Origin of the sequence: Bradyrhizobium ivorense (assembly GCF_900696085.1) — a bacterium.
Taxonomy (GTDB): domain Bacteria; phylum Pseudomonadota; class Alphaproteobacteria; order Rhizobiales; family Xanthobacteraceae; genus Bradyrhizobium; species Bradyrhizobium ivorense.
The window spans coordinates 61,531-84,248 of record NZ_CAADFC020000010.1 but is presented as its reverse complement, the minus strand read 5'-3'; the positions used below and the strand labels follow the sequence as shown (position 1 = coordinate 84,248).

Below are 22,718 nucleotides of genomic sequence, written 5' to 3'. Positions count from 1 at the left end.
GCAGCAGGACCCGTGATGCGGTTTCTGGCGCCAGGGCGCGTCGTGCCCGTCAATGAATGCGCGAGACGGATACGAATTGCGCGCCGATTATTTCAACGGGCCGCTTTGTCCGAAACGTGCAATGCTGTGCCGGAAGCGCAGCAGTCAGTTCATAAAATCCAACGACCCAACTTTTGCTAGTTGCGCGCTTAGGTCGAAAGGCATTCGATAACAACCAATTTTCGGTCAGGTTTATCGGAGTGGCCCTCCTTCCCTCTAGAGACCTGCACACTATAAATTTTTAAGCTTGGGGATTTGGCATGTTGAGGCCGGCAGTCAATTTGATCGCACTGTTTGCTGGTTGTGTGCTTGCCGGATGCGGGTTGCGCGTCCCAGAGATCCGCGATTTTCCTAACGGTGGGTCAACTGCCACGAGGTAAGTGTCAATGAGGTGCCACCCGAAGTCCGCAGCGCTTGAGCAGCGGTCAAACCGAGCGAACTCACGGCCCGGATATATTTGCCCGCTGAAGGCCCAGTTTGCCAAGCCGTTGATCGGTGGCATTAGCGAAGCGAACTGCCATTTTATTCCGGACAGATGCTGGTCGTTCGGTCTGCGAACAACTCTTCCTCGTAGCGTGCTCGATGTCGCTGATGCTCCGATACTGACCAAATGCAGCACAGTGAACCGATGCGATAGGCCAAACGCCGATGCGGTTTGTCGGAGCCACCAACGACAATGCCATGAGATGTGATTTTCAGGTGCGCCTTTTTTGTTGCGCTGGCTTTAGCTGACTTGACTTTTCATTGGAGGAGCACACCCATGGCAAAAGCACTCTTTTGGGGAACCCTTCTGTTCGTCCTGATCATCGGCGGGCTATCCTACTTCTATACTCAAGCTTTGAACCAGCTTCAGGCGGACAGCGAAAAAATCGCTCAGATACGGACAGACTACGAAACGCGATTGCACGAGCTGCAGAAGAACCTGATGGTCGAGCAAACCAAAACTGTGGCCGTTCCGACTCAGACCGTGACAACGGAATGCAGGTCACCCAACATTAATTTCGGCGGTATCAAGCTTCCGCCCGTTTGCACCCCTGTCGTCAAAACGACCACCCAGAACGTCCAACAGGTTGTGAAAGTGGAGGATGCAAAGGTACGGGCAGAACTAGATGAGACGCTCGCCCGCTTGAAAGGTCTGTCGAACCAAAATCAGAATGCAAAATCTGTCCTTGACGAGTTTAGGCCTTGGTACGAGTTTGCGCAGCAATTAATGAAGCCTGTCATAAGCATCACCGTTCTTGTAGTTAGCCTGATCATCATCCTCTCGAAGAGATACAATGCCGACCAGGAAAAATGGGCTTTCGGCTCCCTCGGTACAATTATCGGTGTGTGGTTGAAGTAGTTCGTTGCGACTGGCGTGGCGAAGGTAGATAAATTGGATCCGAATTTGCGCGCAGCCCAAAGTGAGCCGAATGGCATGTGAGAGCTGTCGAAGGCGCGTTCGTTCTCGCGTCTGTGGCCGCTTCAGACCGAGTTGTTTCTTGTGTTTGACCGCAGTTTGGGTTCCTGAATTTGACCTTCGGCGCAGTTCGGGAAGCACGAACTCGATGAAGTCCTTGAACCCCTCGGGAACGGTTCCCGTCTACAAGTTGAATCCATCAGGAGGCATCTTGGCAATCTCGTCAGCCGTCCATCGGATGTCCATGCCTATCGATAAGACCCCTTCTACGGCTTTGGTCAGCCTGATGATGAGTTCGAGGGTTCGATCTGGCGTAGGGGGTGGGGCTTTCGCGCTAGTATTATAATACCGTATTTGAGTGACCGGGTCTTCGTTGGGTTGACATTGCTGGACATTCCACCACCTTCAGTGGAATTCCGTCGCTCACTCTCGGGATACAAGGAACGCAAATGACGATCGCCACGCTAGTTTTGTGCGCTATCAACGCGCCTCACAGCAAACAGCTGGACGCGCAGGCACTCATTTCTTGTCTTAAGAATCCAGCTGCCGCTAAGACTGTGCCGGGACACATGTCCGCATTCTTCGGCGAAGTTGAGCCATCTTTGCAGAAAGAGTTCGCTCATCAGTTCGGCATCAGCGATGCGGAGCTCGTTGCTTCCGCAAAAGCGTTTTCCAGCTATTCGGGTGAACATTACCCGATTGCAGCGTGATAACCGAGAAGACTAGCTCGGATTGGGCGCAGCTATTTCGGATAGCGCGCGACCTAATTCGTCAGGTTAACTCTCAAGGAACAGTCATAGACCATTGGACCTTCGGTGGAGGCACCGCGATGATGCTGCAAATTGCACATCGCGAAAGCCACGACGTCGACATCTTCCTTTGCGATCCGCAATTGCTGCCGTTTTTGGATCCGCAGAAACAGGACTTCAACTTCGAGATACGCCCAAGCGAATACCAAGGTGACGGGAATCGCTTTCTCAAGTTGGCGTTCGAAGCTGTTGGCGAGATCGATTTCATCGTTGCCGGTCACAAGACCGCCAAACCAACGATTGAGAGAAAAATTGAAGGTATGAACGTCCTGCTAGAAACGATCCCGGAAATCATCGCCAAAAAGATCATCTATCGTGGGAAGAGTATCAAACCCCGAGATATCTTTGATATCGCTGCAGCAAGCGTCGATCATTCCGTTGAACTGATCCGCGAGCTGAACCCATATCGACAGAACGTGATGGAGACTGTCGCTCAGATCGATAGGCTAAATCCTGAATTTGTGCGCGGGGCAATAGATAGTCTTATCATAAGGGAAGGCTATAAAGGAGTTGCCGCAACAGCTCTCGACCGAGCAAAGGATATTCTTCGGGCAGTGTAATCTTCGCGGACATTGCGGATCTCCGTTAGAATGCAGCTGGCTTTCTTACAAATTGCTAGTTCGGCCGGTTCAGTGGTAGTGACAGATAGGATCTTTCGGCGACCGCCGCCTCATGGCTTGCACCCGGATCTGACACAATCTTCAGAGGAAATTGACCGACGGGCCTTGCGAATTCCATCGCAACGTTCCCACCTGCTTTAGCGACCAACGCCTTCAGGCGATCGAACTCGCCGCACCAGATTGTTTCCATGTCGCGGTCACGATTCGTATCGCGAGCTTCGGCCGAACTGCCGATCCCCACGGCGCGCACCTGGAGGAGATCCGATCTCGATCCGCCCAACAGTTCTATCCCGTAGCCAGGATTGGCCGCCTTGCGCAGGACGATCTCCCCGTTCTCGACCCAGGCGGTCGCCATTCCCTCCGATACCTCATATCCCAGGCTGGCAAGACCTTCGAGCACCGCGCGCCTGCGCTCCGCTGCGGCCATCGCCTTGAATTCTTCCTCGATGAGAAAGTCGGCGCGCTTGACGAGGTCTTGCCCGTTGCTGAGCGTCGGCGAGGCGAAGGTCTCCTCGATCTCAGTCAGCAACAAGGCTACCTCGGCTGATTTCATCACAGAAAGCTCGGCGCGTCGCGCCCGAAGCTCGTCGGCTAGCCGCGCACTGGCGCGGCCATCCTTCACAGCCGCGGTTAGGTCTAACAGAAGGCTATCGGCGACAAGCGGTCTTCGAGCCAGCGGCTCGCCTTCCAAGAGCGCGACACGGTCCGAGAATGGAGACGAATCGATCCCGAGCCCGCGCAACTCGCCGAGAAGAGCATCGACGCGCCCCAGAGCGGGATCCTCCATCTCCTGAGGCTGTCGAGCGATCCATTCCTGCAGAGTGCCACGGCGTTCGCCTGCTCCCAAGCGAGTAGCAAGCTCCCGTTGCCTGACTGTTGTGGTATCCTGTGCCGCCTCGGAAGGAAGCAGCAAGAGCGCCTTTGCCATGGCCGCCTCCAGGCGTTCGGAAGATGCCGCCGAGCCACTGAGCTCGCTTCGAATGTCGAGGGGAATCTCGACCTTCAGACCTTGCAGCCTCTGTAGCAGCGCCTCGGCTGCGACTTTCGAACGCCTCAAATCACGCTTCGAGCGCGCCGCCAATTCGGCAGCCCGTTCGATCCGGCGGTCGGAGTCCGACTGAAGGAAGGTGATCTCGGCGGCAACCTGCTTCTGTAGTTCAATGAAACGGTCGGCCTCGAGCAGGCGATGAAGCTCGTCGCGCCGCGCTCTGACTTTTTCGATGTCGTTCTGCTCAATCGTCCCGTTGCGTCTGCCGGCGGAGGTCCAGCTTTCGATCGCGGCCTCAAGCCGCGCCAGGTTGCGGCGGCAGATGGCGATGATCTCGGCTCGGGTAACGATCCTGAAGGCTTTGGGTCCGCTCATTGCAATCCTCTCTCACGCAGTGCGTGTTCGACGGCTTTCTTGAGCCTTTGGCGTTCGGCGTCTGGAGCGTGAGTCCAAGCATAGGACGAAACCCTGTGGACATAAGGAACGGTTCTTCCCAACACGTTGGGACGCCAGATTTCGCGGGCACGCGCTCTTTCCAGCAACCGGTGTCGCGGCGCGTCGCATTCCACGCCGATCGCGTAAAGGCCGGTCCGGGGGTCGGTCACGGCGAAATCAAGGCTGAATGCGCCGCTGTCGCGAGCCCGACTGGGCTCATAGCCATTCGCCGCCAAGAAGGCCTCGACGGACCTCGTGAATCCATCGTCCTCGTGATTTCCAGGCTCGTTCTGGGGGCGCTGTTCGGTGACCATGCGGTCCAGAAGCGTCTTTCCGGAGTCTGAAAGACCATCAGATACCGTCCTGGCATATTCGAGGTAGCCTTGCAGATAGTCGCGCGGCACCCTGGGACCGCTCCGCCTTGTCAGCAAGTCAGATATCTCCGATATCGGCATGGATGTCGCTATGACCACCTTCTCCCTTGCGCGCGTCACCGCGACGTTCAGGCGGCGCTCGCCTCCAGCGTGCCCCAGCGCGCCGAAGGTCTTGCGGAAGACGCCGTGCTCATTGCGACCAAAGGTCGTGGAGAAAACGATGATGTCACGCTCATCGCCTTGCACATTCTCCACATTCTTGACGAAAAAGCCCATATCCTCGCCATGCTCGATACGTTCGCGCTCGCGCATCAATGCCTCCCGGAACGCTGCATCGTTTTCGGCACGATCTTCCAAGACATCTTCTATGGCGTCGGCCTGCTTGCGGTTGAACGTGACGACGCCGGCCGACGGTGGCGATGAATCCTGCCAAAGCTCGGACAGGTATTGCACGACATCGCTGGCTTCTTTTTGGTTCGTCTGGGCCCTGTAGACGCCGTCCGAGCGCACGACTTCGATCGGCTTGAGCCTGCGGATCGTCTCTACGGGATGGCGAACCGGGACGCTAAGACCGTTGGCGTAGAACGATGCATTCGAAAATGAAATCAGCTCTCGATACTTTGAGCGATAGTGCACCTGCAAAGTACGGGTCCTAAGGACGGAGCGGGCGAGCTGGAGGAGGTCCGGACAATCCTTGATCTCTCTGCGATTCCACGTCTCCGCGAAGGCCTCGCGTTCCTCCTCGCTGGCTCCCTCTTCCGGTTCCTCGCCGTCGAATATCGCCGCTTCGTCGTTCTCGACCCGACTTGCGAAGAAGGAGGTCGGCGGCATCTGCTTTTCGTCGCCGCTGACGACAACGAGCCTGCTTCGGAACAGGGCGGGCAGGGCATATTCAACGGGCATCTGCGAAGCCTCGTCAAAGATGACGGTATCGAACAGTCCCGCGCGCGGTTGCAGGACGCGGCTTGCGACATCTGGTGTCATGAGCCAGACCGGCCGGAGTGCGAAAAGACCGAGCGGAGCGGCGCGATCGATGAATTCGCGCAATCTTAGCGCTCTTGGGCCACGCAGCCTTGTGATCGCGTCCCACTCGCCGGTCGGACGCACCTTTGCTGCATCGATCCCTTGGACGAGAAGGTCCCGGTTGTATTGCCTGATCTGCGCGTCAGCTTCCGCCAGCGATTTGACCTTCGCATCCAGCTCCTCGGCGTCGAACAAGACGTCAGGATTCGCCCCCTCCATGTCGGCCTTCCATGCCAAACGGGCCTCGCGCCCTATGGTGGCGCGGATGCAGGCGTCGAGGTCTTCGGAAGCCACTTCCGCAAGCTCGCTCTCCCTGGGCCGGAGCGTTGCGAATATGGCGCGCTCCTTGGCGTGCAGCCGCAAAGATCGAAGTCGATATTCCTGGTAGTTATTGAGCATCGGCAGAGCTTGCACGATCTGGTCAATGGCGCTCGCATTGGAGCGGCCATTCTCGATCGCCGAGCGTCTCGATCCGAGCCACAGTTCGTCAAAATAGGTGTTGAGCCGCTCCAAGGCGGCGCGGCTGTCCTCTCGGATGTCATGCCTGGTGAGCGCAAGATCAGCCCGCTCAAAGAACATGCCGAGCTCTTCGGCGGTGCCGGCGGACAACGCTCTATCGAGGTCAAGCCGGCTGGGGCACCGATCGATGAGCGAATTATGGCCGCCCAGACCGTTGAGGAACGAGCCAAGGCGCTCGGCGAAGTCGGCGAGCTTACCCGGCGACAGATCCAGATTGGGCGCGCGGCCGAACAGGATGGTGAAATATTGCTCGAGTTCGCGCCTCGGCTGGCGAATGCCCAATTCGAGCTCGACCGCATAATATAACGAGCTGATGGCATCGTTATCTTGCGGGAGCTGCAATGAGGCAAGGAGCTGACGTACACGCCGCGTTCGTAGCCAATGGAACGGGTTGATCCATTGGAGAGCGCTTGCCGGCAAGCGAACTTGGCCCGCCAGTTCGCCGGCGGAGCATAACTCTTCCTCATCTAAGGCGATGAGTTTGGAGCAAAAGTTCGGCTTGTAGGATGGACCATCTAGCGATGAGAAGATTTCTTTAATCGCTGATAGGCCCTCGAGAATACGCCTAGCCTCCGATGTTCCATCCTCGACGTTCCGAAACAGCGGCCGCAATCGCGCGAGATTTGCGCAGACTGAATCGCTGATCGAGCGGAGCTCATCCGCTTCGGCGAGCCAGGAGCGAAATTCCGCCGCATCCGATATTTTCAGGCAATTCGCCGTCTCAGCATCGGTCTGCTCCCGCCGCGCGTCGGCTTGCAAAAATGCTTGCAGATGCGAGGCGAGGGCGGCGGCAGTTCCTCTGTCGGGATTGAACGACTTGAGGGCGGATAGGGGATTGTCTTCGAATTTCGACGCTAGCCAGAATTTCGCGAGGGGCCCACAATTCTCCTCGATCGTCGCCACGTCCGCTGGATGTAAATCAGCCAGTAGCGAGCGGAGTTCGGGGGCGTCGATCGGTTTCGTCCTGCCTTCTTCGATCTCGAGCAATTCGCCGAGCAGCGTTCGATAGGACAATCCGGTCCGATCGTTGACGGAATGGAGCGCGCTCTGGCGGCGGTCCAGCTCCGTCTCGAGCGTCTCGATGCGCGCGGCGAGGCGATCGCGCTCTCGCTTCCAGGCCGGAGGTCCTCCAGCAGACCGGTTGTGCAAAGCCTGCACCTGCGAACGGATTGCGGCGACGATCGGCTCGCGGTCGCGATTGGCGTCGGTGATCATGATGAAGCGATCAGCTAGGCGTTCCTTGTCCAAGCGCTTGCGGACCACCTCGAGGGCAGCTTGCTTCTGGCAGATCACGAGAAGCGATTTTCCGGTGCCGATCGCGTCCGCGACCATGTTGACGATGGTCTGGCTCTTGCCGGTTCCGGGAGGTCCTTCGATCACCAGTCCCGGGGCCTGACGTGCTTCGAGGACGGCTGCCTCCTGGGAGGGATCGCTATCGGCAGTAAAGTACCGGTCGGCCTCTTTCACCGGCGAGGAAGCCGAAGGCGCCGCTTGCTGTTCGTTTAGGCGCAGAGCAGCCTCGAGTGCCGTAGCCGTCGGAGGCAAGCCCCGGAGCGTCTCGAGATCCTTCATCAGCGCCTGACCCATGAAGGCCAGATGGAACAGCACCGCCGCTGGCACCAGCTGACGCTGTTGGGCGCCGACCTCGACCTCTTTTCCGGGAAGGGCCGTCAATTCATTGCCGACTGGCTCGGCCAATCGGCTGAATGCGTCCATCACCGCCTGGACGGACAAGCTGGCATGAGTAAGGAGATCGTTGGCAGCTTCTTGCCATCGTCTCGCCTCGGGGATGCCGAGCATGGCTTCGAGCGCCGGGTTAACGAGAACGTGCTCGATCTCCGTGTCCGGATTTTTCTCGCGTCCATAGCTTAGAGTGACATGACCGCGGTTTCCGACCTCGGGATTGATGCGGACCGGCCATAGCAGGACCGGGGCGATCCGGGGCCTGGCGTTCGGCCGATGATCGCGCATGATCAGGAACGGAAATCCCATGAACAGGCCATCGATGCCGGTGTCTCGCTTGTAGAGCAGCGCGTGGGAATGCAGCGATCGCAACCTTCGCTCAAGGCCATCATCATCGGCGAAAGCTGCCGGATCGAGGTTCACGGTCCGGCTCGTGCGACCAATCAGTTGATCGAGAATCTCAGCCGCCGGCACTCTGGACGTATCGAGCTCGGTGAGGTCGATCCTGGTCGACTTGCCGATCAGCATCCGCGTCAGCGGCCCGCGCAAGACCCCGCCCGAAATCCGCTTGGCGAAGAAGTCGAGGATGGTAGACACATAGCCTTGCTTTGGAAGCGGTCTCCAGGCGTCCGGTTCCACGCAGAGAAGGGCGAGCGCGCGCCCAAGCGGCATGCGTCTGTCGAGGCGAAATTGATCCGCCCATTCGTCGACCTGCTGGATGCCGCATCTGGCGAAGTTTTGAATGCGCTCGTCAATTGCCTGGTAGATCTCGCGACGCGGCCGGCCAAGCAGTTCCATCGCTTTCTCGGCGGAAAAGCTGCCGAGCCCTGCTGTGGACGCTTCCTTTTCTGCTTCTTCGATGACCTCGGAGGCGGAGCGGAACTGGTTCGAGGTCGCGCTGAGCAGGATAATGAGGTCTTCTTCCGCCGAGATGCGGCGCTCGGTGAGGGTGGCGACGCCGGCATGGTCGCTATCGGGGAAGAGCCTTCGCCGTTCCTCCCAGAGAGCGGCCAAACGGGCCATCGAGGTCGACAAGAGGTGGACGCGCAAAGCATCCTCCTCGACCGCGATTTCCAGTTGCGCCAATCGCTTTCGAACCGCATCCGAGCGGACCTTCAGACGCCAAAGCCAATCGTCCGGATCGATCTTCCGGAGCAGGTCGGGGGCCGGTCCCGTAATCAGAGTGTAACCGTCACTCGGGTGATCGAGTAGCCAACCCGGCGTGACGATGTTGCCCCTGACGATCAGCGGCATCGAAGGATTGAGCGCCTTCAGAGAGATGGAGAGCTTCAAATCCTCCTGAAGGTCTTCAGTCCGCAGGATCTGCCGAAGAGCGGCCGCAACCGCCGCTTCGAAGCCGGCTTCGGACGCCCAACTTGCAACCGCGCCCCTGAGGACGAGGGCCTTGGCTTGGTCCCAATTCCCAGCTTCCGCCGCCGCCAAGGCGAACATGTTTGCGGAGCGATATTGCTTGCCGCCCAGCGAGATCGAGCTGCTCCCCTCCTTCTCGCCCGCTGCCTCAGCTGCCGGAGCTGATACGCTATCTCCGCGCAGCCATGCCTGAACTTCCTTCCACTGCCAGCGCTGTCGCCTGTCACGCGCCAACAGACCGCGCAGCAATATGTTGATCCGTTCATCCAGGTTCTCAGGCAGGTGTACGCCGTTGGTGAGAATGTGGATCAGAAAGGCCTGCTCATTGATGCCTTGGAAGCAGGCGCCTTGGGTGATCTTCTCCAGCAAGATCATGCCCATGCTCCACCAGTCGGAAGCTGGAGCTACGCCGCCGGCGATCGCCTCGGGTGCCATATAACGGGTGGTTTCGAGCGGAGACACGATATCGAGATCGAATTCGGACAGCCGTGCCGATCCGAAGCCGCCGATGACAAGGTCAAGCGGCTCTTTTGACCGCACGAAGACGACGGAAGGGCGCAGATCCCTGTGCCGCAATCCGGCTTCGGTGAGCGCGTGAACGGCCTTGCCGAGCTCGCCAACCAACGTCGCAATGGACGCCGGATCGGCAGGATCAACGGCAAAATCCGCCAAAGTGCCGGCCTTGAATTCCTCCGCGACCTCGTAGGCGCGCTCCTGCCAGCGGCCAGTTGCGAAGAATTCTGGGACGTGATCTCGAGGAAGCTTTACGAGCAAATCATAGATCGCTTGGTCCGGCTCAGAACCGGCCGCGTAAAGCGTGAGTATTCCGCGTTGTCCGTCAGAGGCGCGCGTTACGACGAAACGCTCGCGAACCGCGCTGGACGAGGCGATCCGATCCTGCAGATGCCAACCATCGACGACCGTCTCAGTCTCTGGCGGAGGCTCTGGCAGCGGAAGAGATTCGGCCGGTGAGGGCGGCTCATCGCGTTCAATGATCGGCTCGCCGCAAACGCCGCAAACCAGGTCGCCGGGAGAACCCTGATGACCATTTCGGCAGGTCGGGCCTTTCGACGGCGCCGTCGGCGGCGGATTAGGCTTTGGTGCCGTCACGCCAGGAGCCGTTATATCGACCGCCGACAGGTCCCAGCCGCAGGTTTGTCCATTCAAGGAGCCTTCACAGAAGATTTCGGTGACAGGCCGTTCGGTCGTGCAGTTCGGGCAAAGTCTGATCATCACTAAATTCTAAAGAGAAAGGAAGCGGGTATCTTCCGAAGTCCCAAGCGTCGATCCGCCGTCTTCGAGAATATGTCGCAGCCGCCGGAAGTCGCCGCGGGCGGGAATGCCGGCAAGCCAGAGGTCGCCATGGTCGTCGAACATGACATCGAAGGCGCGGTCTGTTTCGTCGATGCGGCGCTCGAAGCTTGCGAACCGAGCGCGGCCCAAGGGTGTCAGGAGGTGCAATTCTTGATTGTCGCTGCCACGAAGCGCGAGAGTTTGCGTCTCATTGACTTCGAATGGCCCGGAAACGATCGCGTCGATGAGAGATGGCGATGCCGCGAGCGCATCGCAGATCGTGGCCCAGGGGTGGCCGCTAAACACGAGGATATCCGCCTTCGTTTGAGCGCGAAGCTGGACCAGAAGATCGATCAAGGCCTCGCGCTGGTCGAAGGGCTCTCCACCCGAAATTGTGATCCCGTCGGCCGCCGCCAGCCAAGGTGAAACAGCCTGGACAACGTCTTCTACAGTGGTTGTTCCGCGTCCCTGCGCCCATGTGTCCATGGAGATGCATCCTGGGCAACGGATCGAGCAACCTTGGAACCAGATCCCGATCCTGCGGCCGGGCCCCAGGGTCGTGATCGGGAAATGAATGCGCGAAATGTTGATCATCCCACTCATGAGGACTGCTCGCTCACGAGATCAATCGAGGTCGATGCCCCGGGGCGGACCGCGTCGATCCTGTATCTGCGGCCCGTTTCGGCTCCGCGATCGAACAGAGCCCGGGATAGCGGGTTGATCAGGTGAGCTTCGACCTGGTTGCGGATGCCTCGGCCGCCATTGGAAAGATCAGAAAGGCACAAGCCGCGAAGCACCTCGCGGGCACTTCCGCTCAAGGTCACGTCATGGCCCAGCGAACTGACGTCCCTGAGCAGGTTGTCGACCATTGAATCGAATATCTCGTTTGCGACCTCGGGGCGGATAAAGTCGAAAACGATGACGTTCTCTCCGATCCGGTTCAGTATCTCGGGCCGGTTGAGGACCTGCTTGAAGTGCCTTTCGATCTCGCCGCGCACCTTGCTGCGTACAGCCTCGAAAGTCTCCTCGGGCGTGACATTGGCAATTCTCTCGCCGGACGGCCCCGGTACGTAGATGCCTAAATTCGAGGTGAAGACAATGAAGGCTTCCGAGAAATAGACCCGATCGCCTCGGCCGGAGGTGAGGACGCCGTCGTCGAGAACCTGCAGAAATTTATCGAGAATCCTCGGATGAGCCTTCTCGATCTCGTCGAACAAGACGACGCTGAAGGGTTTTTCACGAATGGCGTTGGTGAGCTCGCCGCCGACGTCATATCCGATGTAGCCGGGCGGCGCACCGATCAGCCGCTGGTCGGAATGCTCGGCACTGAACTCGGACATGTCGAAGCGGATATAGGCAGATTCATCGCCAAAAAGCAGGCTGGTGATAGTCTTAGCGAGTTCCGTCTTGCCGACACCGGTCGGCCCAGCAAGAAAGACGACACCTCTTGGCCGGCCGCCCCGCGGCGATTGTCCGATCCCTGTCACCGCGCGCTTGACGATATCAAGCATATGCGTGACAGCGTGGGACTGTCCCTTGACCCGGCGTCTGACGAATTCTTCGCCCGAACTGATCTTCTCGCGGCCGATCTTGCGCCAGGGATCCTCAGTCACGCCCACTTTGAAGCGTCGGACCGCATCGGCGATGCGATCGAATGGGACGGCCTCGCTGCGGGCGAGCTGGGCGACCGCGCTCACGTCCAACAATAAAAGGCCTTCGGTCTCGTCCACGAACTCTTGCGTACACTTCTCCAATGCCGGCTGTGGTGCGTTCTGCGCGCCCGGCAGACCCCGGACCAAGGAGCGGATCATGCTTTTTCTGGCAAGATGATCCGGTCGTCCGATGGGGATGTGCCTGATTTTCGGGTTTCCGATCAGGAACCAATCCGGCAGATCCCCCTCCTTGTCGACGATCCAGACGACCGTATTGAAGAAAGGCAGCCTTTTCTCGCCCGCTGGACGGGCACGCGCCGCATGGGAGAGGATCAGCGCTCGGGAGAAAAGCTGGTGCTCGGCAGGTGACAACGCGTCGTTTCGCGTAACCAGCCTGGAGGCAAAGTCGACAACAAGGGCGGAGGGTTGTCCGTCAGCTGTGACATGGCGCTCAAGCGTCGTCGACAGAAGATCGATACCGCCTGCCGCAGCGCCGTTTGTCGGCATCAGACCCAACCGAGAGAGGTAGCTTCCGTCTGCCGGCTCGATATCCCGGAATCCGTTCAGAAGATCGAACCAGGCGATCTGCGCATAACCAGCTGCTTTCAAGACGTCCGGCAGAACTCTGGACAAGGGCGCCGCGGTCACCTCGCCAGCAGCGATTTCGTGCATCTGAAGGTCGCGAGTATTGCCCGAGAGCACGAATTGGCTGCGCAGCGGCAGAAAGCGCAGCAAATCGCGCAGCCATCTGGCTCTTTCCACCGAATTCTCGTGCACCGAAAAACCCCCTTTTACGCGTATCGCGCGACTATACGGCATGTCACTCGCCGATTTCGAGAGTAATTCCCAGAAGTCCATAGGGAATTGGGATAAGCCGGTAAGAGGAGATGGGCGGAGCGGACGAGATTCCGCGGCTCCTAAATGGGGAGCGTCGAAGCGCAGCGTTCGTCAGATGCCGGCGATCTGGCCGGGTGATCCAAACGCCTCGCCTGTACCCGGCAAAGACGCCATTTGAAGGCGGCGGCTGCCGACCTCGAAAATCAGTTGATGAGATCTGGCCGCACCGATGCTGACCGCTGTGAGGCAGCACATTGGCAGCGCCGACATCGGTGGGACTGCCGAGGACTCAGATTTCGGCCCAACATGCAGGTTTCGGAGGCATCGGCTCGAACCCGAATTGATGGACGCGCCGATCATCTTGAAGTCACCTAGCGCGCGCAAATGACCGAAGGGACTATGGCTCCGCGGCGGCAAGACTTTGCGAACGGCAGGCAGCACGTCGTTACCCATCAGAAGAGATGAGGGAACATGCTGAGGTGCAGCTGAGGGACGCGTCCGACGACCCGCGCGTCCAAGCTCGCTTCGACCTGACCTTAGCAACCACGCTTTAAGCGATATTCAGGCGATTCATGAAGAGCAAAAAAAGAAGCGCGCCTGCGGCGCGCAAGAGGTGTGGCTGTCTTGGCATTTTTGCGTCGGACGGAACGTGTTCGCGGCGGCTCGAACCCCAACCTGCAAGAGGTCTCAGAGATCAAGACAGAAACAAAAGCATCGCTGGCTTTCGATCGAACCTGATCAATACAGCGCTTCACGTAAGAGCACGAGCTGCAAATCGCTCGGCACTCTTGGTGAGAGCAGAAAATGTTCCTGGGACGGCTTTGATCGCCTCTTTCAAAGCCTCGTTGATTGCTGTGATCAGTTCGAGATCGTGCGCTTCCGATAGACTATGAGCGTTGCGGCGGCAGACGTTCGCGATCGAATGCCTTAAGTCTTGCAGCCTGGAAAGCAATTCATCTCGTTTTTGCGCAGCTTGAGCGTCGCTTCCTTTTACATTATTCCATTCCCGATAGGTGGACTCGTAATCCCGCAACACTTCGTGGACGGCCCTTCCCCAAAAAGAGCCCTTTGGCTCAGCCGATGCCGCAGACACAAGCGCACTGAGCAGCTCTCTGATTTTGCGGCAGACATCTTCATCAATGCCTGATTTTTCAAGCCTCTTCAGATCCAGCTGCAGATTGACCAGGATGTCCGAGCGGAAGAAGTTGATCGCGTATCCTGTGGTGCCGCGATGCAGGCCCGTTTTCGGGGAGTTTGCGCTGCGCGTTTTCAGATCCTTCATCAAAATGACCTCGCTTCAATTTGGGGCAGATCCTCCTGCCGTGTACCCACCCGCGCTGCAGGTAGGCGCATTGCAATGCAACCAAATATCGGCTGGAGGCTGCGCCGATGGAAATCGCGAATTGGCTGGCTCGGGATAATTGCGCACGTTGTTGCGCGACGGTGACTCTATTGTCCGTTTCGTGCAGAGGTGCCGGATGGGATCGCCTTTGCAGAGGGCGGCGCTCACTCGTCAGAGGAGGCGTGACAGCCGATGGTCTTATGTGCTGCGATGCAGTCCTCGAAGCTCAACCCGAGCCGAGGGATGTGGCGCGCGTCGGAGAACTTCATCCTCAAAGACGTAGCCAGCAGAGCGACCGCAATGCGTGGTCCGAATGATATGAGGATGCAAGTGCTCGGCTCAGCGATGGACACCAGCGTCAGCCGGACCAGTAACGCAGGCTGATGGAATTATGTTCGAGTCGGCCGTACCGGTCTCATAGCGATGACGCTGTTCGGAACATGCAGATCTGGTGGCCCATCTCGACGCGCCAGCGCGGCTTCGGGAGTCTAAGCGATGGATGACGAGCGCGCCGCGACCATCGATGAACGCGCGGAAGAGGGGATCGATGCCACCAAGTCCGCCTCAATGTTCAAGCAGCCGGTTCGGCACAACCGCTCCTGGCGCGGAGCCAAGACGTTGGCCTAAGCATGTGTGCGGAGAGCGCATCTGCAAAATGCGACCACTATCGTGGACCTCCGTGGTTCTCCGCCAACAACACGATGGAAGGCGTGGTCCGGTATGATTCCAGGCTCAAGCCAATCTCGAGCCGTAGCCTCAGCGGCTAATCGACGACTCCGCGAACAGGGCGCTTGCGCGATTTGTTCGTCTTGGCCGGTGGTCCGAACTTTACCTTGCCTCCGTGCGGGGTTCTCCCCTCTACAGGCCAAGAAAAAACGATCATGGTGTCAGATCCCGAACCGGTTTCCCGCACTTCGAAAGCTCCGCCATTCGTTTCTACAATCGCACGACAATAGCCGAGACCAGAACTCGTCACCACCTCGAACGGCGTGAGCTGCGCGTGCTCGTCGGGACTTTTGACGCGTACCGTTGTGACCAGGTTGGATCCTTTCAACGCGCCACGAAAATCGTATGCGCCATAACGAGTGCCTATGAGGACCATGTAACTGAGAACTGTACGCAGCGGCGACACCGCACCACGAACTTTCGGAACTTTGCCGAACGATGCGGTCGCATGGATACTCGGATCGAGCTCTCTTGCCGTGTTCATGGCTTCCATCACGACCAGGTTCGGATCGATCCAGCCAGAAGCGGACTTTCCCTCCGTAAAGATGTCAACCGGGCTCATGAGGTTGCGCACTGCGACCTGCATTGCACCAAGGTCCTTCTCTACCGCGTGCAGTTCGTTCGGTACGATCTGGTTCTCCGCGGCGTGTGTCCAGACGTCTATGGTCTCGCGCACGCGTTGATTCGACCGCGCGGCAACGCTCATGATCTCGTCTCTGACGTGCGAGTTCGCGGATTGGTAAGCCACCAGACGGTTTTGAATATCGGCGAGCTCGCGTCGGGCCCGCGCCTCCGCCTCCTTTGCGATTTTCAGCGCATGTTCAACTTCGCTCATCGCCTTCATGGCCAAAGATACGTCTGATCCAAGGATACACAGACAGCCATCCGACGTGACAGTCTCCATGAATTGTATCCAAGTCGCGTCGTCGATCTGGAGCCGCCAAGTATCCTTGGAGGTCAACCTTTCATCGCGCGACGTCTTCGCAATTGTCATTTTCCAGTCGGCAAGCGACGGAAGGACATGAGGCTCCTTTGAACGGGTCAGTCGATAGAACGCGGCATTCGCACCGACAGGCTCGCCGCTTGCCGTCCAGATCGCCAACGGATAGGGCGCTTGATGCCACCATTCGCGATCTGTGGCTGGATCATTGACGGCGAGGTCGAGTTTTCTCGCGACGCGGCGACCGAGGTCAGTCAGCGCGAAGCTTGCTTCCTTTCCCGACGAGGATCGCTCAATCAGCCCTGTTCCCTGCAGGGCACCGGTCACCCTCGAAAGGTTGGACTCTCGAAGGCCGAGAATGCTCATCAGTGCGATATTGCTGACGGCCTTGCCGGCGCCTGCGATTGCGCTCAGAAGCGACTTGGTGTGCTTTCGACTGAGCACCTCTTCCAATGGTTGGAGCTCGGCAAACCTGGCTGACTGCGAGATCAGGTCCGCAAAGGCGCGCATTCTCTCCGACATCCCGCCGGCATTTCTGCTGGCGGCAAGTGCCGACGCGTGTCGCACCACCTCAAACCATTGCGAAAGCTCGCCGCCGAAGGAGCGCGACGTCAGCGTGCGCCACGTAACGTCGCGGAGCACATCATAGACCCGCTCTGTCAACGACGGCTCGCTTGTCAGCGCTTTTCGGATCGCGGCGGCCGCTTCGGCCGGCGTCGCATCGCCGCGCCCGATCCGATCGAGCGATATTTCGAAGGCCTTGCGGTCGGTGGCGGACATTGGACCCGCTGATCTGGGGGCTACGGAAACTCGTTTTACTACGCTTTACATCGGCCTGCTTTAACGCCAAGTCAACGGTCATGTACCATTTTGCCGCGGAAAACGCTCCATGGAACATCCCTGAGAAGCGCATTTGCCGCCCAGCCCGATGAGTTCCCGTCCGGATTCAGGACATACCCGGCAGCCTGATCCACCGGCGGATAGGCCTGCTGGACCACAAAGCTGCGGGTTTTTCGCTCATTGTGCAAATCCTTCGCGGTTCGGATGTGCCCGTCCATGGTGACCTCGTTGCCGCATGACGGAACTATTGCGAAGTCGACATCGAGCCATCCATAAGGGGTATGATAGCACCTATTACAAAAATCGAGGCAGATGCCGAAGCCGAAAAGGGCTTCTTCCAGGACCACGATCGCAAGCTCGGTCCCGTGCCGAATGTCTTCCACGCGGCCTTCAGCGTCCTTGTAAGCCATGCGCTTCTTGTGCCGAGCAATTTGCACGCCGTGACCGTCGTAGATCGTAGCGATGTTGTATCGCTGGCCGTCCTCCACTTCATGCCACGAGCCTGCCACCACGATCCCCGGTGCGTCTGGCATTTCACCCTCGGCAAGCCAGGGCTTCTCGGCAAGTTGTGTTTCGATGAGACGACGCGATTGCGGGTCAATCATGAGTTCGGGAAACACAGTGGTCAGGCAGAGTTCGGTGTGAGCCGCCTTGCATGCATCGGAAATAATGGTTTCGCCATTGGGGATGTGAACCGCTCTGACGAAGAACCTCGTCGGTGTTTCCTCGCAGTCAAAGATGGAATCAGGAAACAACACGGCACCGAATGCCGATGACTTCCTGGCCATCCGATCCGCTTTCACAATCTGAACCCTCGCGCCGTCCACGACAGCTGGCACGAACCGAACACGCAGGAGTCCGCGCTGATCGAAGTTGCGCATGTCCTGGGCGGGGTCCTTTGTGTCCTTCCAGGCTAAGCGCCCCATGGGAATGAGATAGGCGCAATGGCCTGCGTGTTCGACGAGCCATCCGGCTGCATCAGTCGGCCTCGAGCCCAGATCCTGTTCGGTGTATTCACGCTCCATGGCGCGAAGACAACCGCCGAGCCGCATCACTATTTCCTCGTAGGTCTCCGTGCCGCCGAATGAAAGACCATAGTCGGGCGCTTGCATGTCAAGGGTCGCAGCGAACTTGAGGATCATCGATTCCGGGACAAGCGAGTACCAATGTTTGATCGTGGCCGACGCCTTGGCGAGCGCGGCCCAGATGATGAGCATGGCCTGTCGCAAACCGTCGTCGTCCTCGCTGCGAGGCACAGCTCTCAGATCGGCGGGAATGCTGAAAGCGTTCTCCCGCCACTGCTCGTCGGTGATGTCCAAGCCGTGACTGCCCGAAAATGATTCCACGTTCTAAAATTCACCGGGTTGATAGCCGACGCGCGAGCGTCCCGCTAGCCTTTTGAGTATGCTCTCACAAGGCATCCACGATGATCGACCCACGGTTTGCTCAAAGACACAAATGGCAGACCGCGGCTCTTACTTATTGATCGGTGGTCCAATGTCCAGGCGACCGTACGAAACGGACAAACACTGTCGTCAGCCGTCGGGCTCGATCACCAGCATGTTAGCGCGCGGCGATACCCGGTACGCAGACTAAGCTCGGACAAATGAGCGCATGAACTGCGGGATCTTTGGGCGTGAAGGGAACAAACCTTGATCGCTGTCTCGCTGGTCAGTTGCCCGCGCGCTCATGCTGCTGCCATGCGCTCGGGTCCATAGTTTTCGACCGCGATGGCGGATACATGAGTGATCACATCAAACCGAACTCATCCTGGCGAGACACCTAGCTAGCTCGGCTCTTTGTGCGACCGTGCCTTACAAAGGGCGATCTGAAGCGCTGCTGCTTTGTTAACGTGCGGCTGTTTCCGGCGGCAAATGACTCGCCGGGGCAGGGCTGCGTTGCGGTTCGCAGCATCCTCGACTTGCACCGATCAAGCGCGGCGGTGCGGATGTGTCACCCTTCTGTTCAAGAGCGAGGCGGCGTGGGCCGGGGCGAGGTCATCACATGTGCATTCGCGGACTGGGCTCAATCGCCAGGTAAGGCGAGCTGATCGGCCCAGACCCGCGCGAATGCTCGGCGTCCGCGCCGATCATTGATGCCCGGCCCGGTTTGAGCGCGTTCGCGGTCTCGCCGCGGGTAAGCTTTTCTTTTCAAGTCGGCTAAGAACGCGAAGTCTTGAAGGCGTCCGAGCCCCCGTCAACGTCGAGACGCATCGATCGATGAATGCGACCGGCGATCGCAGGACGAAGTGCGGGCGGCGCGGTGCGCATTCTTTGCATCTCAGCCGAATGAGTGAGGAAAAAGTGCGCAAGCGCATTGGACCGAGATGAAAAACAGCGAGCAATCCATTTCGCCTCATCCACATCGAAAATCTCTTGACCGTCTAGCGGAATATTCGATAAATCGCTCCACTACTGCAGGTTAAGTTTATTGTCTTAAACCCGCCGCCCGATAGCGGATTTATTGTTATTCATTGGGTGCAGCGAGCACTCTTCGTGCTCGATGAGAGCTCGACCGTGTGTCTGGAATCAAAGCCAATATTTGCTCAGATCTTCTGACGTAGAAAGTTTAGGGGACGAGGCGATGACTGTGCGCGAGCAATTGTTCACATTATTGCGCAACCTGCGATGGATCATCGTTCTCTCGGTCGCCATTTCCGTTCTGCTCTACCTGCCAGATCAAATCCAGGAGCTCTACCGAATCGGCGCCGACGACATTGGCTGGACAACTGTCAAAGAGTTCATTGCCATTGGCGTGATCGCGATAACGATTTGGGCGGCTGCGTTTCAGCTCACCGCTGCAACAATAGCTCGCATGCCGCGCGCAACAGGCCGGTTGGCCCTGTATATAAGACTTGCGCCCGTAATCCTAGGCGCATTGCCCATACTTGCTGCGACCGCAGGTCAACTCGACTCGCGGCCGGCTCAAAAGATCGGTGAAGTCGAGGAAGTCGGAAGCATCTTCCGCATCCAGGCTCAGGCGCTTGCCTTCGAGCGCAACATGCTGCTCATCCTGGCCTTCGCCATGTTAGTCCTGTTCGCTGCGTTTGTCGTATTTGCCTGGCGGATGGGAGCAAGAGACCGCGCCACCGAGCTCGCGAGCCGAGCGAACAATGCCTATTTCATCCGCTACAGATTTCTTGCGCTGACGATCGCCGGCATCGCGCTCTTGACAGCTGGCTTCCTTCTGCTTCCCGACAGGCTTGCGCAATTCGTCGGCTCGTTTGGCGTAATCGCCCTCTTTACGATGTGCGTGGTCGCTCTTTCGACCCACTTTGCGCTGCTGACAATCAGGCTCAATTTCCCGTTTATACCGGTTGTGTTCGGTGGCCTGTTCCTGGTTGCATCCTTATTTGGAAGTGACGATCACGGCCTGCGTACAGTCGAGATTGCAGCCGGCCAGCCGGAAGACAAGGCCCGCATTTCTGCGGTCGAGGCATTTCGCCAATGGATTTTGCAAAAACCGCGGGTCGCCGAAGCCAAGAGGCTCGGCGAATATCCCGTGTTCATCGTGGCGGCCCAGGGCGGTGGCATCTACGCGGCCAACAACGCGGCACGCTTTCTTGCCAGAATGCAGGATCTCTGTCCGGCGTTTCGGCAGCATCTGTTTGCGATAAGCGGTGTCTCCGGGGGAAGTGTTGGCTCGGCAATTTTCGCGGCTGCGCTTCATGCCGACAATGCGCCACTTGATACGATTGCTCCCGACGCAAAGACATGCCCCAAGATTGCAGACTTTCTTGCCGGCGTTGGTCGCGCAGAGGACATCGATGCTTCTGGGCCAGTAGAAGAGCGCGTTGCAAGCGTGTTGGAGACGGATTTTCTCTCGCCTTTGGTTGCCGGCTTTCTTTTTACTGATTTCACCCAGCTGTTCTCTCCATTCGCGATCCAAAGTTTCGATCGGGCGCGTTTTCTGGAATACACGCTGGAAAATGCCACAGACCGAATGCTCAGGAACCAGAAGGGGGCCGGCGAACAGTCCAACCTGCTGAAAGCCGATTTTCAGTCACATTGGGCGCCAGACAACAATATGCCGGCACTGTTGTTGAATACGACGGATGCCGGGAGCGGCAAGCGGGTTGTAATCTCTCCTTTCGATATCGATCCGCTGCACGCGAAAGACAAGGACCTGTGCATTCTCGCAACGCTTGATCGCGCCGGCATTGGACCCGATCAAACCGTCATAAGCCGCTCTCTCCACATTCCGCTCAGCGCGGCGGCGTTTACCAGCGCGCGCTTTCCATGGGTGACGCCGGCGGCGACCGTTCCTTTAAAGAACGACTGTATGACCGCCAATCGACAGGCACGCCTGGTGGACGGCGGGTATGTCGAGAACTCCGGAATCGAGACTGCTCTCGATCTGATCGAGCGGCTCAACAGCATCAAGGGTACCTCTGATGCGCCAAAGTTCCGGATCTATCTTTTGTCGCTGGTGAGCGGCCAGTTCGAAGATCATGGGTCCTTCAAGTTCGGTGAGCTCATGGAGCCGGTGCGCGCGCTTCTGAGCACGCGTACCTCGCGGACCTATGTCGCACTCAATCACGCAACTACTATCGATCGCGCGCCGGAAAATGACCTGGCTCCCAGCGTACAGCGCTTTCCGACATTTGGCCGGACCGAAATAACCGGCCTGTATTACAGCCTGCCGCTTGGCTGGACCCTGTCTCAGCAAACCGACGATATCATCTCGCTGAGCAGCGGTCGCTTTTGGGATTGCGTGCCAAAGGATGATTTCGACCAATCCCGGACCAAGCAGAGCAACGCTGATTGCCTGCAGGTGAAATTGTTCCACCTCTTGAACGGATCCGTGGGGGCCGCCTTTGAAGCCCTCAGAGATGCTAAGCTGGCCCAAGCTGCTTACGCCGATGAATTGGGCAAAGAGTACCGGCCCGCTCCAAAGATCAAGCCGCAGCCGCTACTAGCCTGTTACGAGAACAAGTGGTTGCAGGAGCGCGGCTATCAGAAGTACCGCGACAAAATTGCTGCCTACGAGCACCAGCTCGCGGTATCGATCAAAGACCATTCGCCGGCTCCCGCGCCCCTGCCGCCATATCGGAAGAGTTATATGGCCTATTTTCAGGCCGAGCAGGTCAAGGCATTGTTGCAGGAATGGGATCGCGTCGCGGAGACCGATCCGCGGATCCTCGCCTATATACTGGGAGCAATCTCCTACGACAGTGCTGATTTTACCCGCAGCAGCGAAAACTTCTCTTACAGCGCGGTCTCGCAATTGCCGCGCAAATGGCGCGACCGAATAGAAAAGAACAACGCTGATCTGGTGGCGGCGAACAAACCGCCCGTCGCCATCGAGACATTGCTGAATCATCCCAAGGAATTGGCGAATTTTGTTCTTGGTTACGAGGGCAACCCCTTCGGAAACCAGACGGGGACGGACGACGGTTGGCTGTTTCGTCCACGAGGAATGTATCAACTGGTGGGGCGGGAGCAATATCAGGAGGCACAGAGCCAAATACAAGGTATCGGCGACTTGGAAGGGCTTGATCTCCTCGCGCTTCCCGACGCACTGCGCGATGCGAAGATCTCAGCCAAGGTGGCCTTCGCTCATTTTCGGCTTCATCCCTATCAGAATGGAACATTGTTTGAGCTGCTCAAGGATCCGTCGAAGGACTGGATAGCCGTGCGTGGGCTGCAAACAGACATGGAGCATGGCCAACTTGATCGGGAGCGTGTCAATGCAAGAAGCCAGATGTTTTTCAACTGCATAGATGAGGCTTTGCATCCTACTCAACTCAAGACACTGCAAAGCAAGTTTTACGGTAGCGAGTGAGCGACCTTAATCCGCAGCTGCGCGCCAAAATACGCAGCTTATGT

Annotated in this window: 12 protein-coding genes; 5 read left to right on the top strand and 7 right to left on the bottom strand. The window is 58.2% G+C overall.

All coding sequences use genetic code 11. The features are described 5' to 3' along the window. The first annotated feature begins 799 nt into the window (after positions 1–799). From CI41S_RS14910 to CI41S_RS14900, 3 genes are all read left to right on the top strand, one after another. Positions 800–1,381, top strand: coding sequence for a hypothetical protein (locus CI41S_RS14910; RefSeq protein WP_139481335.1), 582 nt, complete (start codon positions 800–802; stop codon positions 1,379–1,381). A 506-nt stretch (positions 1,382–1,887) separates the two neighbouring features. Then, positions 1,888–2,148, top strand: coding sequence for a hypothetical protein (locus tag CI41S_RS14905; RefSeq protein WP_139481334.1), 261 nt, complete (start codon positions 1,888–1,890; stop codon positions 2,146–2,148). Next, positions 2,145–2,807 (top strand): nucleotidyl transferase AbiEii/AbiGii toxin family protein, encoded by a 663-nt coding sequence (locus tag CI41S_RS14900; protein WP_283813120.1) that lies wholly within the window; start codon positions 2,145–2,147, stop codon positions 2,805–2,807. The genes CI41S_RS14905 and CI41S_RS14900 overlap by 4 nt, the downstream gene beginning before the upstream one ends. A 55-nt stretch (positions 2,808–2,862) precedes the next feature. On the opposite strand, the gene CI41S_RS14895 is transcribed toward CI41S_RS14900, so the two are convergent. From CI41S_RS14895 to CI41S_RS14875, 5 genes are all read right to left on the bottom strand, one after another. Next, the gene (locus tag CI41S_RS14895; protein ID WP_139860027.1) at positions 2,863–4,230 is read right to left on the bottom strand and encodes a hypothetical protein; all 1,368 of its coding nucleotides are present in this window, start codon (positions 4,228–4,230) and stop codon (positions 2,863–2,865) included. Further along, a complete protein-coding gene (locus CI41S_RS14890; protein WP_172628052.1) occupies positions 4,227–10,493 on the bottom strand; it encodes an AAA domain-containing protein in 6,267 nt (2,088 codons plus the stop codon). The genes CI41S_RS14895 and CI41S_RS14890 overlap by 4 nt, the downstream gene beginning before the upstream one ends. A gap of 9 nt (positions 10,494–10,502) precedes the next feature. After that, on the bottom strand, positions 10,503–11,156 hold the full coding sequence (locus CI41S_RS14885; RefSeq protein WP_139860021.1) for a 4Fe-4S single cluster domain-containing protein: 654 nt from the start codon (positions 11,154–11,156) through the stop codon (positions 10,503–10,505). Continuing rightward, positions 11,153–12,982: an AAA family ATPase gene (locus CI41S_RS14880; protein ID WP_139860019.1), complete on the bottom strand. Its 1,830-nt coding sequence runs from the start codon at positions 12,980–12,982 to the stop codon at positions 11,153–11,155. The genes CI41S_RS14885 and CI41S_RS14880 overlap by 4 nt, the downstream gene beginning before the upstream one ends. Before the next feature lie 811 nt (positions 12,983–13,793). Beyond that, on the bottom strand, positions 13,794–14,324 hold the full coding sequence (locus tag CI41S_RS14875; protein ID WP_139860017.1) for a hypothetical protein: 531 nt from the start codon (positions 14,322–14,324) through the stop codon (positions 13,794–13,796). A gap of 555 nt (positions 14,325–14,879) precedes the next feature. On the opposite strand from CI41S_RS14875, the gene CI41S_RS44980 reads away from it, so the two are divergent. Beyond that, a complete protein-coding gene (locus CI41S_RS44980) occupies positions 14,880–15,011 on the top strand; it encodes a hypothetical protein (RefSeq protein ID WP_283813119.1) in 132 nt (43 codons plus the stop codon). A gap of 136 nt (positions 15,012–15,147) precedes the next feature. Here CI41S_RS44980 and CI41S_RS14870 read toward each other — a convergent pair whose 3' ends face one another. Further along, the gene (locus tag CI41S_RS14870) at positions 15,148–16,830 is read right to left on the bottom strand and encodes a hypothetical protein (protein ID WP_139860014.1); all 1,683 of its coding nucleotides are present in this window, start codon (positions 16,828–16,830) and stop codon (positions 15,148–15,150) included. 71 nt (positions 16,831–16,901) lie between these two features. Then, positions 16,902–18,209 (bottom strand): hypothetical protein, encoded by a 1,308-nt coding sequence (locus CI41S_RS14865; protein WP_139860012.1) that lies wholly within the window; start codon positions 18,207–18,209, stop codon positions 16,902–16,904. Positions 18,210–19,473: 1,264 nt separating this feature from the next. Between CI41S_RS14865 and CI41S_RS14860 the strand changes: the two genes are divergently transcribed. Beyond that, on the top strand, positions 19,474–22,674 hold the full coding sequence (locus CI41S_RS14860; RefSeq protein WP_244626521.1) for a hypothetical protein: 3,201 nt from the start codon (positions 19,474–19,476) through the stop codon (positions 22,672–22,674). Positions 22,675–22,718 lie beyond the last annotated feature (44 nt).

Excerpts from the sequence above, each read along its gene's own strand:
- CI41S_RS14895 (WP_139860027.1), bottom strand. The coding sequence starts at position 4,230 with ATGAGCGGACCCAAAGCCTTCAGGATCGTTACCCGAGCCGAGATCATC.
- CI41S_RS14875 (WP_139860017.1), bottom strand. The coding sequence starts at position 14,324 with ATGAAGGATCTGAAAACGCGCAGCGCAAACTCCCCGAAAACGGGCCTG.
- CI41S_RS14910 (WP_139481335.1), top strand. The coding sequence starts at position 800 with ATGGCAAAAGCACTCTTTTGGGGAACCCTTCTGTTCGTCCTGATCATC.
- CI41S_RS14905 (WP_139481334.1), top strand. The coding sequence starts at position 1,888 with ATGACGATCGCCACGCTAGTTTTGTGCGCTATCAACGCGCCTCACAGC.
- CI41S_RS14885 (WP_139860021.1), bottom strand. The coding sequence starts at position 11,156 with ATGAGTGGGATGATCAACATTTCGCGCATTCATTTCCCGATCACGACC.
- CI41S_RS14860 (WP_244626521.1), top strand. The coding sequence starts at position 19,474 with ATGACTGTGCGCGAGCAATTGTTCACATTATTGCGCAACCTGCGATGG.
- CI41S_RS14870 (WP_139860014.1), bottom strand. The coding sequence starts at position 16,830 with ATGTCCGCCACCGACCGCAAGGCCTTCGAAATATCGCTCGATCGGATC.
- CI41S_RS44980 (WP_283813119.1), top strand. The coding sequence starts at position 14,880 with ATGGATGACGAGCGCGCCGCGACCATCGATGAACGCGCGGAAGAGGGG.
- CI41S_RS14890 (WP_172628052.1), bottom strand. The coding sequence starts at position 10,493 with ATGATCAGACTTTGCCCGAACTGCACGACCGAACGGCCTGTCACCGAA.